The organism is Mesorhizobium waitakense (assembly GCF_056431085.1).
This window is the reverse complement of the sequence record NZ_JBWKME010000046.1, coordinates 1-16,177: the sequence shown is the minus strand read 5'-3', so window position 1 is coordinate 16,177 and position 16,177 is coordinate 1. Positions and strand designations below refer to the sequence as shown.

14 protein-coding genes and 2 pseudogenes are annotated in these 16,177 nt (G+C 64.1%); 9 read left to right on the top strand and 7 right to left on the bottom strand.

Features of this window, described 5'->3' with window-relative positions:
- The first annotated feature begins 4 nt into the window (after positions 1-4).
- Entirely contained in the window at positions 5-1,522 is a 1,518-nt protein-coding gene (locus tag AC07FD_RS10560) for a hydrogenase large subunit (RefSeq protein ID WP_478349789.1), read from the top strand.
- A gap of 12 nt (positions 1,523-1,534) precedes the next feature.
- Complete coding sequence (locus AC07FD_RS10555; RefSeq protein WP_478349788.1) at positions 1,535-2,068, top strand: NADH-quinone oxidoreductase subunit B family protein; 534 nt, start codon at positions 1,535-1,537, stop codon at positions 2,066-2,068.
- 571 nt (positions 2,069-2,639) lie between these two features.
- Here the strand turns inward: AC07FD_RS10555 and AC07FD_RS10550 are convergent.
- The 4 genes and pseudogenes from AC07FD_RS10550 to AC07FD_RS10535 all read right to left on the bottom strand — a co-directional run bounded on the left by AC07FD_RS10550 (position 2,640) and on the right by AC07FD_RS10535 (position 5,948).
- Positions 2,640-4,085 (bottom strand): NAD(P)-dependent oxidoreductase, encoded by a 1,446-nt coding sequence (locus AC07FD_RS10550; RefSeq protein ID WP_478349787.1) that lies wholly within the window; start codon positions 4,083-4,085, stop codon positions 2,640-2,642.
- Positions 4,086-4,171: 86 nt separating this feature from the next.
- The gene (locus AC07FD_RS10545) at positions 4,172-4,687 is read right to left on the bottom strand and encodes an NAD(P)/FAD-dependent oxidoreductase (protein WP_478349786.1); all 516 of its coding nucleotides are present in this window, start codon (positions 4,685-4,687) and stop codon (positions 4,172-4,174) included.
- A gap of 20 nt (positions 4,688-4,707) precedes the next feature.
- Positions 4,708-4,920 (bottom strand): annotated as a pseudogene (locus AC07FD_RS10540) (FAD-dependent oxidoreductase); the annotation flags it as partial.
- Positions 4,921-5,024: 104 nt separating this feature from the next.
- Positions 5,025-5,948, bottom strand: a complete 924-nt coding sequence (locus AC07FD_RS10535) for an SMP-30/gluconolactonase/LRE family protein (protein WP_478349785.1) — start codon at positions 5,946-5,948, stop codon at positions 5,025-5,027.
- Positions 5,949-6,084: 136 nt separating this feature from the next.
- Between AC07FD_RS10535 and AC07FD_RS10530 the strand changes: the two genes are divergently transcribed.
- From AC07FD_RS10530 to AC07FD_RS10520, 3 genes and pseudogenes are all read left to right on the top strand, one after another.
- Positions 6,085-7,578, top strand: coding sequence for a sugar ABC transporter ATP-binding protein (locus tag AC07FD_RS10530; protein WP_478349784.1), 1,494 nt, complete (start codon positions 6,085-6,087; stop codon positions 7,576-7,578).
- A gap of 9 nt (positions 7,579-7,587) precedes the next feature.
- Positions 7,588-8,655: an ABC transporter permease gene (locus AC07FD_RS10525; RefSeq protein WP_379022450.1), complete on the top strand. Its 1,068-nt coding sequence runs from the start codon at positions 7,588-7,590 to the stop codon at positions 8,653-8,655.
- Positions 8,656-8,668: 13 nt separating this feature from the next.
- Positions 8,669-9,764, top strand: a pseudogene (locus AC07FD_RS10520) (ABC transporter substrate-binding protein).
- Between the two features lie 70 nt (positions 9,765-9,834).
- Here AC07FD_RS10520 and AC07FD_RS10515 read toward each other — a convergent pair.
- From AC07FD_RS10515 to AC07FD_RS10505, 3 genes are all read right to left on the bottom strand, one after another.
- Entirely contained in the window at positions 9,835-10,854 is a 1,020-nt protein-coding gene (locus tag AC07FD_RS10515; RefSeq protein ID WP_379022448.1) for a LacI family DNA-binding transcriptional regulator, read from the bottom strand.
- Between the two features lie 47 nt (positions 10,855-10,901).
- On the bottom strand, positions 10,902-11,936 hold the full coding sequence (locus AC07FD_RS10510; RefSeq protein WP_478349783.1) for an L-idonate 5-dehydrogenase: 1,035 nt from the start codon (positions 11,934-11,936) through the stop codon (positions 10,902-10,904).
- A 73-nt stretch (positions 11,937-12,009) separates the two neighbouring features.
- Positions 12,010-12,957: a 2-hydroxyacid dehydrogenase gene (locus tag AC07FD_RS10505; RefSeq protein WP_379022444.1), complete on the bottom strand. Its 948-nt coding sequence runs from the start codon at positions 12,955-12,957 to the stop codon at positions 12,010-12,012.
- A 78-nt stretch (positions 12,958-13,035) separates the two neighbouring features.
- On the opposite strand from AC07FD_RS10505, the gene AC07FD_RS10500 reads away from it, so the two are divergent.
- From AC07FD_RS10500 to AC07FD_RS10485, 4 genes are read left to right on the top strand one after another with little or no spacing between them, the layout of a single operon-like run.
- Complete coding sequence (locus tag AC07FD_RS10500; RefSeq protein WP_379022442.1) at positions 13,036-13,791, top strand: SDR family oxidoreductase; 756 nt, start codon at positions 13,036-13,038, stop codon at positions 13,789-13,791.
- A complete protein-coding gene (locus AC07FD_RS10495; protein WP_478349782.1) occupies positions 13,760-14,296 on the top strand; it encodes a gluconokinase in 537 nt (178 codons plus the stop codon). The genes AC07FD_RS10500 and AC07FD_RS10495 overlap by 32 nt, the downstream gene beginning before the upstream one ends.
- Entirely contained in the window at positions 14,293-15,180 is an 888-nt protein-coding gene (locus AC07FD_RS10490) for an NAD(P)-dependent oxidoreductase (RefSeq protein WP_379022438.1), read from the top strand. The genes AC07FD_RS10495 and AC07FD_RS10490 overlap by 4 nt, the downstream gene beginning before the upstream one ends.
- Positions 15,177-15,518: a hypothetical protein gene (locus AC07FD_RS10485; protein ID WP_379022436.1), complete on the top strand. Its 342-nt coding sequence runs from the start codon at positions 15,177-15,179 to the stop codon at positions 15,516-15,518. The genes AC07FD_RS10490 and AC07FD_RS10485 overlap by 4 nt, the downstream gene beginning before the upstream one ends.
- The last annotated feature ends 659 nt before the right edge of the window (positions 15,519-16,177 follow it).

Here is a 16,177-nt window from a genome sequence, read left to right as displayed (position 1 = left end):
AACCATGCCCGCATTGATCGATCTCATCCTTGCTAGCCACTGCGTCGAGCATCATATGCCCTGGGCGCGTGCGGTCGTTACTCCGAAAATCTGGAATTTTGCGGCAGAACAGCTAGCCGAGGGCCACTGGACCCTGCTTGATCTCTGGGGCGAACCGGGAACCGTCCACATGGCACTTGTCGACGGAAATACCCGGGACGTTGGGGTCGTCAGCCTCGAATGCCCGCACGGTCGCTATCCATCGGTCGGCCGCCTGCATCCACCCGCGATACGTCTTGAGCGGGCAACCGCGGATCTGTTCGGGCTGCTGCCACAGGGGTTGCCCGACACGCGGCGGTGGCTGGATCACGGCCAATGGGGTGTCAGCTATCCGATGGCGGTGGGTGCCCACACCGCGGCTACCCCGCTGCATCCTTATCGTTTCCTTCCCGCTGAGGGCGAGAGCCTGCATCAGATCCCCGTCGGCCCTGTGCATGCCGGCATCATCGAGCCCGGGCATTTCCGGTTCACGGCAAGCGGCGAAACGGTCGTCCGGCTGGAGGAGCGTCTCGGCTATGCGCACAAAGGCATAGAAGGTCTGATGATGGGGTTGGCGCTAGACCAGGCGGCCGAGCTGGCAGGCAGAGTCTCTGGCGACAGCACGGTAGCATATTCTTTTGCTTTTGCCCGGGCGGCCGAAGCGGCACTGGGTGTCGAGGTGCCACCGCGCGCAGTATGGTTGCGGGCGCTTATGGCCGAGATGGAGCGTCTGGCCAATCATCTGGGCGACATCGGTGCCATTTGCAACGACGCTGCCTTCGCGCTCATGCATGCACATTGCGGCGTGCTGCGCGAACGCGTGTTGCGCGCGAGCGACATAGCCTTCGGCCATCGTTTGATGCGCGATCGCATCGTGCCGGGCGGAGTAGTGAACTACCTCAACGATGAGGGGACGAACGCAGTTCACGCATTGATCGCGGAAGTCAGGCAACGCTTCCCCGCTTTGGTTGACCTTTACGACAACACCGCGTCGCTGCAGGATCGGACTGTCGCGACCGGTCGGCTCAAGACCGAACTCGCACGACAATATGGCGCCGGCGGCTATGTCGGACGAGCGTCCGGCCGGGATTTCGACATGCGGCGCAATCTTGGCTATCCCCCATACGGCGAACTCACCTTCGATGTACCTCTGCTCCAGGAGGGCGACGTGAACGCACGTGTCTGGGTACGCATCCACGAGGTCAATCAGAGCCTGTCTCTGGTCGAACAGATCCTGGAACGGTTGCCAGAAGGCCCTATCCGTGTCGATGTTGCAGACGCAGGAGAACTGCGCGAAGGCATGGCGCTCATCGAGGGATTTCGGGGCGACGTTCTGGTCTGGCTCCGTATCGCTCGAAACGGCGTGGTCGAGCGATGCCGCCTGCGTGATCCATCGTGGTTTCAATGGCCGCTGCTCGAAGCGGCGATTGAAGGAAACATCGTGGCCGATTTTCCGCTCTGCAACAAATCATTCAATTGCAGCTATTCCGGTCATGACCTTTAGAGACGGGTTGTCATGCGCAAGCACCTCTTCCAAGGCCTGATACGGCCTCCCCTCACCGAACGGCCGCCGGAGGCGAACCATTCGGCGATCGATGAACTCGCCCGCGCGCTCGATGGCGCCGCTCGCAAGCGGCTGGGGCGAAGTCTATCGATTCGGGCGATCGACGCTGGCTCCTGCAACGGCTGCGAGCTTGAAATGCACGCGCTCAACAACGCCTTTTACGACATCGAACGCTTTGGGATCCGTTTTGTCGCCTCGCCGCGACATGCCGATGTGCTCATGGTCACAGGTCCTGTCACCAAGAACATGTGCGAAGCGTTGAAACGAACCTATGACGCAACGCCCAACCCCAAATGGGTGGTCTCGATCGGCGACTGTGCAAAGGATGGCGGTTGCTTCGCAGGCAGCTATGCCGTCGTCGGCGGAGTATCCGATGTGATACCTGTGGATCTGCACATCGGCGGTTGTCCACCGCCGCCGATCAAGATTCTGCAAGGACTGCTCGCGCTGATCGATGGCGTGAATGCGAAGGCGGGCTCTTCCTGACAAGCGTAAAAAATTTGGAGACCAGAAGTGACTACAGCCTCGCAGATGCGCGCTGCCAGAGCGTTGCTTGGAATTGACTAGAAAGCCCTAGCTGCGCGTTCGGGGGTCTTCCGCGCATCATATTTCCAAAACCGCTCAGACGCATGACTGCTGCCTAGTCGAATCGTCCTATTCGCAGGTGGTTGCCGCCGATCACCGCACGTGTAGCTCGGAGGTCTTTCGGGGCTGAAATATCTGGATTATGTGTGACTGTTCGTTAACAGCAGAGAGTTTGGAACCGAACAGATACGAGTCCGCTTCCCTTGCCCTTGGGAACTGCCCGGTCGCGACTAATCGCTAATAGGCCCAGATTGATCGAATTTTGATCGCCAGGGGCTAAACTATTGATATTGTTTGTATGGTGGGCCCGGAGGAACGTCGTCTTTTCAACAAAAACAAACAGTTAGCGGGTGGTTCGCCAAACCGTATCCTTTGGATGTTCTCGTATGGCCTGGCGACCCGAAGAAGAGACCCGACTAATGCAGACCAAAAAAGCACTGCCCGCCGGCTCGCGCTCTCCGGGACCAATATTTTACTGATACGGCCCTTTGAGGTTCGATTTTTCAACTGCAAGGCAAAGGCGATTTATCAGCCGGACAAGCTCTTCGCCTTGTTCAGCGACGATCTCGCCGCGCTCACGCAGACGCGCGTCCGCAAGAGCCCGCCACAACCGGGTTTGCCGCTCGCAGAGATCCGCGAGGTCGGAGCATTCCTGTTCATTCAATTGCAAAAGGTCGCGCGCTGTCACTGGTCCGATGCCCGAAGGCGTGGTTGCGCCCAGTGAAAGATACTCTGGCGGCACGGTGCCTTTGGCGTTCGTCACCGATTTTTGGCAGATGACGTCGAAGATCTGGTCGACGGCCTGCCTGGCGCCGGCGACGCGCGAAGGGTGATCCGTATCGGCCGCGGCATGCGGCAGAAGTTCAAGCTTGCCGCCATGCCTCTCGACCAGGTCGAGATAAGGTAGCATAGGCCCGGAGAGGCTGCCGGTCGTCGCATCCCTGAACAGGTCGGCATCGATTGCCGCATGGCGCACAAGTCCTGATGACAGGGCGTCGTCAAGAGCCCGAACGTCGACAAGCTCACCGCGATCGTAGTTGACCAGCACCGCGCCCTTGTTCATGCGTGACAGGACATCCGCACCGACGAGCCCGGCGTTGGCGTAGCGCCCGGTTTGCGCGTCCTGCTTGCCCAGTCCGACATGGACACTCAGTACATCGGCGCCTTCAGCCGCGGCGCAGAGATCTGACGCACAGACAAAACCCTCGGCTTCTATCCAGTCTCGATGGCGTGGCCGTGCGTGGATCACCACGCGCATGCCGAAGGCGCGGGCGAGCTTGGCCACCTCGCGGCCGATATTGCCGTAGCCGATGATGGCGATCGTCTTGCCTTCGAGCTTCTCGGTGGGAAAGCCGCGCAGGTCCCTGCCGGTGTCGAAAGCGCCGCGCACCACTCGGTCGTGAAGCCTGTCGACCGGAAGGTCCGGCAACACTTTGAGGATCGCCTTCATCACCATCTGCGCCGTGGCGCGGCTGTTGATGCCGGGCGTGTTCATCAGCACTGCGGTGCCACCCTCGCCGTTGCCGCCGCCCCACGAGCGTGAGCCCATATTGCCGGTGCCGGCGCCGATCCGCACGCCGGCGAGCGGAAAGACGGTCTCGGCAGGCAGGAAGGTCGCTGCCGCGATGACGGCGTCATAGCGCCCGTCGCCGGCGGCTTCGATAAGCTCTTCTCGCGTGCTGAGATCCGGCTGATAGAAGAAATGGACCCGGCCAGGTTCGAGGCTGGTCTTGTCGCCAAGCGCTGTCGCATGAAAGCGGCCGCCCTTGGCTTCGATATGGCTCTGCACCTCGCTGGAGTCGGGCTTGCCGTCGGGGCCGAAGAGCAGGCCAACCAGATCGCAGATCAGTACTGTGTAGGCGCGTTGCGGATCGATCAACCCGACCGATTCCAAATCTGCCTTTGCGTCTGGGGTCACGTCGTCGCTTCCTCCTGAAAGAACGGGTAAAGTCGGTTATCACTGGTGGGAACGGCTTCTCAATCTTGCCAGTGAACTGTGATCAATCAGAACCTATCAGCCCGGAAAGGCGTCAGATCGATTACCGGCGGCAGACCGGAGGCAAGCTGCGACACGATCTTGCCGGTGACAGCCCCTCCGATCAGGCCCTGATGGCCGTGGCCGAAGGCGTAGATGACGTTCTTCGCCCGCGACGCGCGGTCGATGACCGGTATGCTATCGGGTGTGCCGGGACGATGCCCCATCCAGCGTGTGACCTCGCCTACCTCCAGTTTTCGGAACATCGGCCGCGCCTGTTTCAGGAGAACATCCGCCCGGTTCATGTTGGCAGGCGCCCTCAGGCCGGCGAATTCGACATTGCCGGCGATCCGCAGGCCCTCCTCCATCGGCGACGCAACGAACTTGCGGTCAGCCGAAATGGTCTGGATGCGCAGGCCGGTATCGGCACCCCTGACCATGATGTGGTAGCCACGCTCAGTTTCCAACGGAATGCGGTCGCCGAGCTTGCGGGCAAGATCGCCCGACCAGGCGCCGGCGCACAGCACCACGGTTTCGACCGGCATGCGCCCGCCGCCTTCCAGCCTCAGCGCCGAGGGACCATTGGCCCCATATCGAAGCCGAGCACTTTTGCCCTGATGAAGCGGGCGCCCTGACGTGCCGCATGTTCGGCGAGCTTGGCGACAAGACGGCCGGGGTTGGGGCACTGCCCTTGTTCGGGCAGATAGGCCGCACTCTTGAAGATCGGCGCCAAGGCCGGTTCGAGCTGGCGGACTTCGTCGGCATCGAGCATGTCGACCTTGACGCCGTCCGCAACACCTTCTGTAGCCTATCGGCCACGGGTCAGAATGGGAAGCGCATTTGAACCTTGTGGTCGGATGGCCAACATCCCTCTCTTCGAACTCACGCTCGTGCTGCCGCATTGGCGACGACAAACACCGAATAGAGCGACTGCCGCGCCGTGATGAACAGGCGGTTGCGCTTGGCGCCGCCGAAGGTGAGGTTCGCCACCGTCTCCGGAATGCGGATCTTGCCGATCAGCGTGCCGTCGGGATCGAAGCAGTGGACGCCGTCGCCGGCGCCCGCCCACACACGCCCGGCCGTATCCACCCTGAACCCGTCGAACAGGCCTGCGCCGCAGGTGGCGAAAACGCCGAGTTCCCCGAGCGTCGCACCTTCGACGGCGAACTTGCGGATGTGCCGCGGCCCGTCCTTCTGGTGCGTGATGCCGGTGTCGCCGATATAGAGGATGGCCTCGTCCGGCGAGAAGGCGAGACCGTTTGGCTTGGCCATCGTCGAGACGACGCGCGCCACCTCGCCGGTGAGGGGGTCGGCGCGATAGACGTGGCAGCCCTCGATCTCCTGTCCGGCGTGATCGCCCTCATAGTCGGTCGCGATGCCATAGGGCGGATCGGAAAACCACACAGTGCCATCCGAGCGCACCACCACGTCGTTTGGCGAGTTCAGCCGCCTGTCCTCGAAACGGTCGGCGATCACCGTGATCGATCCGTCATGCTCGGTGCGGGTGACGCGGCGCGCGCGATGCTCGCAGGTGACCAGCCGCCCCTCCATGTCGACGGTGTTGCCGTTGGCGTTGCTGGAGGGCGCACGGAACACCGAGACCACGCCGTTGGTATCGTCGTAGCGCATGATGCGGTCGTTCGGGATGTCCGAAAACACCAGATACCGCCCGGCCGCGAACCATGCCGGACCTTCCAGCCAGCGCCCGCCAGTCCACAGCCGCTCGACCGCCACATGGCCGACGAAACAGCTCTCGAACCGCTCGTCGAGAACCTCGAAGCCAGCGCCCTCTATGTCTCCGAACATGCCTCATCCTCCGCGAAACCGGAGCTATCGATAGCCTTCGCGGCGACCCATTTTCAAGACTTGACCTGCAAAAATGTTAGCGATAACATCGGTATCAATTCAAACCGTTTTCTTGGCTTGGGAGGAGGCCAAAACGATGCGGCCCAAGCTCATCGAATTCATCGACATCTCCAAGCGCTTCGGCGGCACGCTGGCGTTGAAGTCGGTCTCCCTCGACATCCACGAGGGCGAGATCGTGGCGCTGCTGGGCGAGAACGGCGCCGGCAAGTCGACGCTGATCAAGGCGCTGGCCGGCATCCACAAGCGCGACCAGGGCGCGATCCGCTTTCGCGGCGAGGACTACCACCACCGCCCGCCACGCCCCAACCAGCCGCAGAAGGTCGCCTTCATCCATCAGGATCTCGGCCTCATCGAATGGATGACGGTGGCCGAGAATGTCGGCATGGCGCAGGGTTTCTCGCGCCGCTCGGGCCTGATCGACTGGGGCGACACCGAGCGGCGTGCCGAAAGCGCCCTGGCGCTGGTCGGCTGCACTTTCGATCCGGCGACACGCGTGCAGGATCTGTCGCGCACGGAAAAATCGCTGGTGGCGATCGCCCGCGCTTTGGCCACCGAAGCCGACGTGCTGGTGCTCGACGAACCGACGGCCAGCCTGCCGGCAGACGAGGTCGAGCGCCTGTTCGAGGCGCTGCGGCCGCTGCGCCAGCGCGGAGTCGGCATGATCTATGTCTCGCACCGGCTGGACGAAGTCTTCCGCATCGCCGACCGCGTCGCCGTCATGCGCGACGGCCGCATGGTGGCGGTGAAGCCGGTTGCCGAAACGACGCCGCAGGAACTGGTCGACCTCATCGTCGGCCGCCCCGCGCATCAGATGTTCGCCAAGTCGCGCTGGCAGGACGGACCGGAGCGCCTGAAGGTCGAGGATCTGCGCTGCGGCAGCGTCGGTCCGGTTCGCTTCGAGGCGCGATCGGGCGAACTGCTCGGACTGGTCGGCCTGCGCGGCGCCGGACAGGAAGTCGTCGGGCGCGCGCTGTTCGGCACCGAGCCTTTCGAGGGCAGTGTCTCACTCGACGGCAGGCGCCTCGAGCTGTCCTCGGTCGGCGCCGCCCTTGCCGCTGGTGTCGGACTGATCGCGCGCGACCGCACCGAGGAGTCGGTGGCGTTGTCACTCTCCGTGCGCGAGAACATGTATCTCAACCCGTCGGCGGTCGGCCGCGGGCTGTTTTCCTTCATGAAGCCGGCGCGGGAGAGCGAGCTGACGCAGGCGCTCGGCGCGCGGCTGGGGCTGAGGCCAAACGATCCGCATCTGCCGATCGAGGCGCTCTCCGGCGGCAACCAGCAGAAGGTCGTCGTCGGCCGCTGGCTGGCGACGGGCCGCAAGCTCCTGATCGCCGAGGATCCGACGGCCGGCGTCGATGTCGGCGCCAAGGCCGAGATCTACCGGCTGATCGCGGCCGCCGTCGAGGCAGGACTGGCGGTCATCGTCGTGTCCACGGATTTCGAGGAGGTCGCCCATATCTGCCATCGCGCCCTTGTCTTTTCGCATAACCGCATCGTGCGTGAACTGGCCGGCGATGCCTTGACGACGGCGGCGCTTATCCACGCCGCCTCCGTATCCGAAGCCGCCTGAGGAGGATCCATGAACTCGATCAAATCGACGGCGCTGGAGCCGACCCGCTCGGAACTCTCCGGGCTTAGCTTTGGCCAGAAGGCGGCGCGCTATCTGCCGGTCTACGGCTTGCCGATCCTGACGCTGCTCTTGATCCTGCTGTTTTCGCTGCTCCTGCCGCGCACGTTCCCGACGCTGCTCAATCTGCGCTCGATCATCTCCGACAAGGCGATCATCGCGCTCCTGTCGCTGGCGGCGATGATCCCCATGGCTTCGGGCCGCATCGACCTGACAGTCGGCTACGGCATCGTGCTGTGGCATATATTGGCCATCAGCCTGCAGACCGCCTTCGGCATCCCCTGGCCGATCGCGGTGCTCATCGTCATCCTGCTCGGCGTCCTGACCGGCTTCATCAACGGCCTGCTGGTCGAGGTGGCGCGCATCGATTCCTTCATCGCCACGCTCGGCACCGGCACCGTGCTCTACGCCTTGGCCATGTGGTACACGGGCGGCCGCCAGGTCGTCGGTGTGCTGCCCGACGGCTTCCTCTCCCTCAACGGCACCATGCTGTTCGGCCTGCCCATCACCGGCTACTACGTGGTCATCCTGGCGCTGGTGATGTGGCTGGTGCTCGAATATATGCCGATCGGCCGCTACCTCTACGCCATCGGCGCCAATCCCAAGGCCGCCGCGCTCAACGGCATACCGGTGCAGAAATTCGTCATGGGCGCCTTCGTCGCCTCCGGCGCGCTGACGGCGCTGGGCGGCGTGCTTCTCGCCTCCAAGCTCCGGATCGGCCAGGCCAGCGTCGGCCTCGAATACCTCCTGCCGGCGCTCGTCGGCGCCTTCCTCGGATCGACCACCATCAAGCCCGGCCGCGTCAATGTCTGGGGCACGATCATCGGCGTCGTCATCCTCGCCGCCGGCATTTCCGGCATCCAGCAGTTCGGCGGTTCGTTCTGGGTCGAGCCGCTGTTCAACGGCGTCACCCTGCTCGTCGCCATCGGCATTGCCGGCTACGCGCAGCGCCGCCGCGGCGCCGTCGTGCCGCCCCCATCGATTACCCACCAACCAACAAAGACAAACGACAATGCTTAATGGGAGAAGAAACATGCATCGCAGAACAGTCCTTCAGCTTGGCGTCGCCTGCCTGGCGCTCGGCATCGCCTCGCCGACCCTTGCCGACCCGATGGCCGACGCCAAGGCCGTCGTCGACAAATACGCCAGCAAGGTCGAGAAATGGGACGGTCCGACCACGGGGCCAAAAGGCGCCGCTGGCAAGACCATCGTCGTGCTCGGCGCCGACATGAAGAACGGCGGCATCCTCGGCGTCACCAAGGGTGTCGAGGAGGCGGCGGCGGCCCTCGGCTGGACGGTCAAGACGCTTGACGGCGCCGGCTCGATCGGTGGCCGCACCGCGGCCTTCGGCCAGGCGCTGGCGCTCAACCCCGACGGCATCATCATCAACGGCTTCGACGCCGTCGAGCAGAAGCCGGCCCTGGAGCAGGCCAAGGCGGCCAAGATCCCGATGGCGGCATGGCATGCGGCGCCGACGGTCGGTCCGATCGACGATCTCGACATCATCGCCAACGTCTCGACCGATCCGATGGAAGTGTCGAAGGCGGCGGCCGACTGGGCCTTCGTCGACGCCACGGGCAAGCCCGGCGTCATCATCTTCACCGATTCCACCTACCAGATCGCTATCGCCAAGGCGGACCGAATGAAGAAGGAGATCGAGGATCTCGGCGGCAAGGTGCTCGAATATGTCGACACGCCCATCGCCGAGACCTCGCAGCGCATGCCGCAGCTCACCACCTCGCTCCTGCAGAAATACGGCGATGCCTGGACCCATTCGCTGGCGATCAACGATCTCTATTTCGACTTCATGGGCCCGTCGCTGGCGGCCGCCGGCAAATCCGGCACCGACGCGCCGATCAACGTAGCCGCCGGTGACGGTTCCGAATCCGCCTACCAGCGCATCCGCTCCGGCCAGTTCCAGAAGGTGACGGTGGCCGAGCCGCTGAACCTTGGGCTGGCAGCTCGTCGACGAGCTCAACCGCGGCATGGCCGGCGAGAAATGGTCGGGTTACATCTCGCCGCTGCACGTTGTGACGTCGGACAATGTCGAGTTCGACGGCGGCCCGGACAACCGCTTCGATCCGGGCAACGGCTACCGCGACCAATACAAGAAGATCTGGGGCAAGTAAGCTCGACAGGGCGGTAACCGGGCAACGGCCGGCGGTCATCCCGCCGGCCGTTCCTTGTGCTGTCGGCCACTCAGGCCGTATGGCGCACGATCACCTGGGGTGTCATGCCGACCACCACCCGGTCGTCGGCCGCGCGGCGCCCGTTGAGCAGGTCGAGCACCAGCTCGGCGACGCGGATGCCGATCTCGTGCGCGCCGACATCGATCGTGGTGATCGAAGGCACCGACTGTTCGGCGAGGTCATAGGCGCCGAAACCGGCAATCGCGACGTCGTCGGGAACGCGGATGCCGCGCCTCACGCATTCCATCAGCGCGCCGAAAGCCGAAAGATCCGACACGCACATCACGGCTTGCGTGTCCGGCCAGCGCGAGATCATCTCGACCATGGCGGTGGCGCCCTCGCGCATCGAGATCGGCGGCACGCCGGAGGCGATAACGCGCGAGGCGTCGAGGCCGCGGTCCTGCAGCGCCGCGACGAAGCCGCGCCGGCGGTCGAGGCCACGCGTGTCGCGCGACGTGTCGCCGCCGATGAAGCCGAGCCTCGAGTAGCCGCGCTGAATGAAATGATCGACCATCAGCCGCCCGGCCGCGGCGTTGGAGAAGCCGACGACGTGACCGATCGGATCATCCGGCAGGTCCCAGGTCTCCACCACCGGCACGCCGGCATTCTCCAGCATCTTGCGGCAGCGCGGCGTGTGCCGGCCGCCGGTGACGATGATTGCTTCCGGCCGCCGCCTGAGCAGTTGGCCGACCAGGCGCTCCTCCTCCTCGACATTGTAGTCGGTGAAGCCAAGCAGGATTTCCAGCCCGCTGTCACGCAGGCCCTCGGTCATGCCGCGCACCGTGTCGGCGAAGTTGGCGTTGTTGATCGAAGGGATCGTCACCGCCACGAAACCGGAGCGGCGCGACGACAGGTTGGCGGCGATACTGTCGAAGACATAGCCGAGCTCTTCCGCCGCCTGCAGGATGCGGTCGCGCGTGTCGGCGCTCACCGACGCGTCGCTCTTGAAGGCGCGCGACACCGTCATCGTAGAGACGTTGGCGCGATGCGCGACATCGGCCATGGTTGGGCGTTTGGGCGAAGGCTGCATCGCCGTACGTTATCGATATCACTGCGGAATGCAACGCGCCGCGATGCTTATGCGAAGGCGATCTGAACCTTCATCGCCCGGCTGCGGTCATTGGCAAGTTCGAAGCCGGACAAGGCCTCGTCGCAGGCCACGGTGTGGGTGATCAGCGGCTTGACGTCGATCAGTCCCTTGCGCATCAGCTCGACCCCGACGGCGAATTCGGGGTGGAAGCGGAACGAGCCGTTGATCGTCAGTTCCTTGGCGGTGACTGCCGACATCGGCAGCGCCATCTCGGCACCACCGAGGCCGAGCTGGACTATCGTACCGCGAGGACGCAGCGCCGCGATGCCCTGCGCCAGTGCCGCCGCGGCACCCGAGCATTCATAGAGGATGTCGAACGTCCCCTTGTCGGCGAGATACGGCGCCAGCCCTTCCGGATCGGCTTTTGTGTTGATGGTCTTGTCGGCGCCGGCGCGCATTGCCATCGCCAGGGTGAAGTCGGTGATGTCGACGGCAACGATTTCGGCCGCGCCGGCGCGTCGCGCGCTGACGATCGACAAGAGGCCGATCGGTCCGCAGCCGGTCACCAGCACGCGCTTGCCGAGTATTTCGCCGGCCCGGCGTGTGGCGTGGAGACAAACCGCCAGCGGTTCGGCCATCGCCGCCTCGCCGGCGCTCAATCCGTCGGCCGGCACGCATTGCAGCGCGTCCGCCACCAGCATTTCGCGGAACGCGCCCTGGATGTGCGGAAACGGCATCGCGCTGCCGTAGAAGCGCATGTTGAGGCACTGGTTGTGCATCCCTTCGCGGCAGTAGCGGCAGCTGTAGCAGGGCCGCGACGGCGACACCGCGACCAGTTGGCCGGGCTTGAGCCCGCTGACGCCAGAACCCAGCTTTTCGATGACGCCGGACACCTCGTGGCCGAGAATCATCGGCTCCTTCAGGCGCACCGTTCCGAAGCCGCCATGATTGTAGTAGTGCAGATCGCTGCCGCAGATGCCGCCGGCGGCGAGACGCAACAGCACCTGGCCCGGGCCCGGCTCCTCGACCGGACGGTCCTCGATGCGCAGGTCCTTGGCGGCGTGGATGACGATCGACTTCATGGTCAGCGAACTCCTCGGGCAATTCCAGGAAAAATGTGCAGCGGTTTTCCGTCCGAATCTGCGTAAGACAAGCCTAGAGCACCGGCGTGAGCAATGGCTGGCCGGCGAAATGGGCGGCAAGATTGTCGCGCACCAGTTTGCCCATCGCCTTGCGCGTTTCGATGGTGCCCGACGCATGGTGCGGCTGCAGCAGCACATTGTCGAGCGCCAGGAAGCGCGGATTGAGCTTCGGCTCGCCTTCGAACACGTCGAGCGCGGCGGAGCCCAGCACCTTCGTCTCGAGCGCATCGAGCAACGCGTCCTCGTCGATGTTGGAGGCGCGCGAGATGTTGATCAGCATGCCGTCCTCGCCGAGCGCCGCGAGCACATCCTTGTTGACGATGTGGCGCGTCGCGGCAGACGCGGCAAGCGTCACGAACAGGAAATCCGAACGCCTGGCCAGTGCGACCGGATCGGCGACGAATTCCCAATCCGGGGCGAAATCCTTCGGCGCGACATCGCTGTAGGCGATGTCCATGCCGAAGCCGGCGAGGCGCTTGGCCACCTCGTAGCCGATGCGGCCGAGTCCGAGCACGCCGGCCCGCCGGCCCCAGACGCGGCGCTTCAGCGGGTAAAGCCCCTTCGCCGCCCAGCTGCCGTCGCGAACCCAGCGCTCGGCACCGATCATGCCGCGCGACTGGCACAGCATCATGGCGATGCCGAGATCGGCGACGTCGTTGGTCAGCACGTCCGGCGTGTTGGTGACGCGCACGCCGCGCTCCCGGCATGCCGCGAGATCGACCGCGTCGAAACCGACGCCATAGACAGACACGACCTCGAGCGAAGGGCAGGCCTCGATCATGGCGCGGTTCGCGCCGAGCTCGCCGCGCGTGGCGATGGCGCGCACTTGCGACCCGATCCCGGCGAGGAAAGCCTGCTTGTCGTCGGCCGCGAAATAGCGGTGCACCGTGAAGGCTTCGTTGAGCGGCTCCTCGTCCCATGCCGGATAGGGTCCAACCTGAAGGATGTGAGGCCGCTGCATCGCTATTCTCTCCACTTGACTTGACGGATGATGTTATCGATAACATAAGACGCTCAGCGACGAGAGGCAATCGGAAAAATGTCATCCAATCTGTTCAATCTCGGCGGGCGCACCGCGCTCGTGACCGGCTCCTCGCAGGGCATCGGATTTGCTTTGGCCAAAGGGCTGGCCGAGGCCGGCGCCAGAGTGGTGCTCAACGGCCGTGACGAGGCGAAGCTCACGGTTGCGGCTGGGCAGATTCCAGGCGCCGCGACGCTCGCCTTCGACGCGACCGACCACGACGCCGTCAGGGCCGCAATCGACGCCTTCGAGCAAGCCAGCGAGCCGATCGACGTTCTCGTCAACAATGCCGGCATGCAGTTCCGCACGCCGCTGGAGGATTTTCCCGCCGATGCGTTCGAACGCCTGCTGCAGACCAATGTCGCCAGCGTCTTCCATGTCGGCCAGGCGGTGGCCCGGCACATGATCAAGCGCGGCCGCGGCAAGATCATCAACATCGCCAGCGTGCAGACCGCGCTCGCCCGGCCGGGCATCGCGCCCTACACGGCGACCAAGGGCGCCGTCGGCAATTTGACCAAGGGCATGGCGACCGACTGGGCCAGGCACGGCCTGCAATGCAACGCGATCGCGCCCGGCTATTTCGACACGCCGCTCAACGCGGCACTCGTCGCCGACCCGGCCTTCAGCGCATGGCTCGAAAAGCGCACCCCGGCCGGCCGCTGGGGCAAGGTCGAGGAGCTGGTCGGCGCCTGCGTCTTCCTGGCCTCCGACGCATCATCCTTTGTCAACGGACACATTCTCTATGTCGATGGCGGCATCACAGCTTCGATCTGACCGGCCGCCGCGCATGGTGGTCATGGGCGTCACCGGTTCGGGCAAGACGACGATCGGCGAGGCGCTCGCCCGCGCAATCGCGGCGACATTCGTGGACGGCGACAAGCTGCACCCTGAGGCCAACATCGCCAAGATGAGCGCCGGCATTCCGCTGGACGATGCCGACCGGTGGCCATGGCTGTCCAAGGTCGGCGAAACGCTGCGGCTAGGGCCCGCGCCGGTCATCGTCGGCTGCTCGGCGCTGAAGCGCGCCTATCGCGATTTCATCACCGAGCAGGCGGGTGCGCCGGTGCTGTTCATCCATCTCGACGGCTCGCGCGAGCCGATCTCGAAGCGCATGCATGAGCGCACCGGCCACTTCATGCCGACCAGCCTTCTCGACAGCCAGTTCGCGACACTGGAAGTGCCGGGCAAGGACGAGAATGCGATCGCCGTGCCGATCGACGCGCCGCTCGATGAGATTGTCGCGGACATAACAACGAAATTCGGGGAGCGATCGTCATGACCCACAAAGTCTCATTGATCGGCGCCGGCGCTATGGGCGGGGCGATCGGCGAGCGCCTGCTTGCCACCGGCAATCGCCTCGCCGTGTTCGATCTCGACAAGGCCAAGGTGGAGGCGCTGGTCGCCAGGGGCGCGACCGCCATGGCGAGCGCGGCCGAGGCCGCCGGCGCGTCCGACTACGTGATCCTCAGCCTTAATTCGGCGGCGATCGTGCGCCGCGCCGTGTTCGGCGATGCCGGCGTGGCGGCTGGGGCGAAGCCCGGCACGCTGATCATCGACATGTCGTCCATCGACCCCGACGCGACGCGCCAACTCGCCGCCGACGCCAGCGAGAAGGGTTTGCGCTGGGTCGACAGTCCGCTGTCTGGCGGCGCGCCCAAGGCGCTGACCGGAGAATTGACGCTGATGGCCGGCGGCGAAGCCGAGGACGTGGCCGACGCCCACAAGGTGCTGCGCCACGTCGCCACCAACTACACGCATATGGGCCCGGCCGGAGCCGGCCAGACGACCAAGCTGATCAACCAGGTGCTGTGCGCGCTGAACTTCATGGCCGTCGCCGAAGCGACCAAGCTGGCGCTCGACGCCGGCGTCGACGCGCTCAAGATCCCGCAGGCGCTGAAAGGCGGCCGCGCCGACAGCGCCATCCTGCAGGAATACCTGCCGCGCTTCGCCACCCGCGACTACCGGCGAACCGGCCGCATCGACAACATGGTGAAGGACCTCAACGCCGCCCAGGACCTGGCGCGGCGCACGCACACCGCAATGCCGCTGACGGCCGTCTGCGCCGAGGTGCACCGGCTATTGACGGCCGCAGGGCTGGGCGGCGAGGACCAGGCGGCACTGATGGAATTTTTCCAACGCAAGGATGAGGAACCGAGCAGATGATCACGCGCTATGCGTTGTTTGAAGGCAAAGTGAAGGAAGGTCAGATCGAAGCGTTCCGCAAGGACGTGATTGAGACGGTTCTGCCGAAGTGGAAGGCCTTCCCGGGCGCGCTCGACGTTCGAGTCAGCTTCGCGGAAAAACGCGACGATGGTGCGCCTGAATTTCCGATGATCCTGGCGATCAACTACCCAGATATGGCGGCCGTCGATGCGGCTTTGGCCAGCCCCGTACGCGCTGAATCGCGTGCCGCGACAGAGGCAGTGTTGTCCAGGTACTTCGAGGGTCGCATTCACCACCACGTCACCATCGCCAACGAGTTTTCATTGGCCGGAGATTGACGAATATCAGGACGAAGATTCGATACTTATCAGCGCTCGACAGGAGACGCAGTGTAGAACGCAGTGAGGTCGGTTTGGTGCAATCTTTTGAGTAAGCATGCCAGTCACGCCGAACACCGCCGGCGACGCGAAAGTATGGCCCCATTGCTGGCGAGCACTCCTCAGCACGTATTTTGCCGAACTTTCCGTTGTCGACGCGTTCGACGGACGCTTCGATCGGTCTCAAATTAGCCTTCAGCGGCTGACGTAGCGATGTCGGCTTTTGGACGACGGCAATAGCCGATTGAATGACCGAGGTGCAGGCGCAGAGCTGCCGTTCGCTAGAAGATAAATGCGATCGGCGAGTGGCGGACCGGCTCCTTGAATCGACTTTGGCGAACCTCTTCGTAAGCTATTGATAGATAACGATTATATTAGTCGCTGAGGGTCGTCGTTTTCCACTGGAAATCAATATGTTAGCGTATGGTTAGCCAGCCCATATCCTTCGTATGATCTCGTATGGTCTGGCAAACCCGAAAACAACGAACGAGATTGATTGCTGGCTCGACATACCAGTTTAGCCTGAGTTGGCCCAGGACTCACTTTGTGAATGGCCGAAATGTGGCCGCAGAACGAACCCGCTGCGCGGGAGGGGCGCTTGCGGTTGAGGTAGAGATCAA

Bases quoted from the DNA above. Each gene is read 5' to 3' on its own strand.
- AC07FD_RS10530 (WP_478349784.1), top strand. From the start codon at position 6,085: ATGCGGCCCAAGCTCATCGAATTCATCGACATCTCCAAGCGCTTCGGC.
- AC07FD_RS10535 (WP_478349785.1), bottom strand. From the start codon at position 5,948: ATGTTCGGAGACATAGAGGGCGCTGGCTTCGAGGTTCTCGACGAGCGG.
- AC07FD_RS10525 (WP_379022450.1), top strand. From the start codon at position 7,588: ATGAACTCGATCAAATCGACGGCGCTGGAGCCGACCCGCTCGGAACTC.
- AC07FD_RS10560 (WP_478349789.1), top strand. From the start codon at position 5: ATGCCCGCATTGATCGATCTCATCCTTGCTAGCCACTGCGTCGAGCAT.
- AC07FD_RS10500 (WP_379022442.1), top strand. From the start codon at position 13,036: ATGTCATCCAATCTGTTCAATCTCGGCGGGCGCACCGCGCTCGTGACC.
- AC07FD_RS10510 (WP_478349783.1), bottom strand. From the start codon at position 11,936: ATGAAGTCGATCGTCATCCACGCCGCCAAGGACCTGCGCATCGAGGAC.
- AC07FD_RS10495 (WP_478349782.1), top strand. From the start codon at position 13,760: ATGTCGATGGCGGCATCACAGCTTCGATCTGACCGGCCGCCGCGCATG.
- AC07FD_RS10505 (WP_379022444.1), bottom strand. From the start codon at position 12,957: ATGCAGCGGCCTCACATCCTTCAGGTTGGACCCTATCCGGCATGGGAC.
- AC07FD_RS10490 (WP_379022438.1), top strand. From the start codon at position 14,293: ATGACCCACAAAGTCTCATTGATCGGCGCCGGCGCTATGGGCGGGGCG.
- AC07FD_RS10545 (WP_478349786.1), bottom strand. From the start codon at position 4,687: ATGCCGGTCGAAACCGTGGTGCTGTGCGCCGGCGCCTGGTCGGGCGAT.
- AC07FD_RS10485 (WP_379022436.1), top strand. From the start codon at position 15,177: ATGATCACGCGCTATGCGTTGTTTGAAGGCAAAGTGAAGGAAGGTCAG.
- AC07FD_RS10555 (WP_478349788.1), top strand. From the start codon at position 1,535: ATGCGCAAGCACCTCTTCCAAGGCCTGATACGGCCTCCCCTCACCGAA.
- AC07FD_RS10515 (WP_379022448.1), bottom strand. From the start codon at position 10,854: ATGCAGCCTTCGCCCAAACGCCCAACCATGGCCGATGTCGCGCATCGC.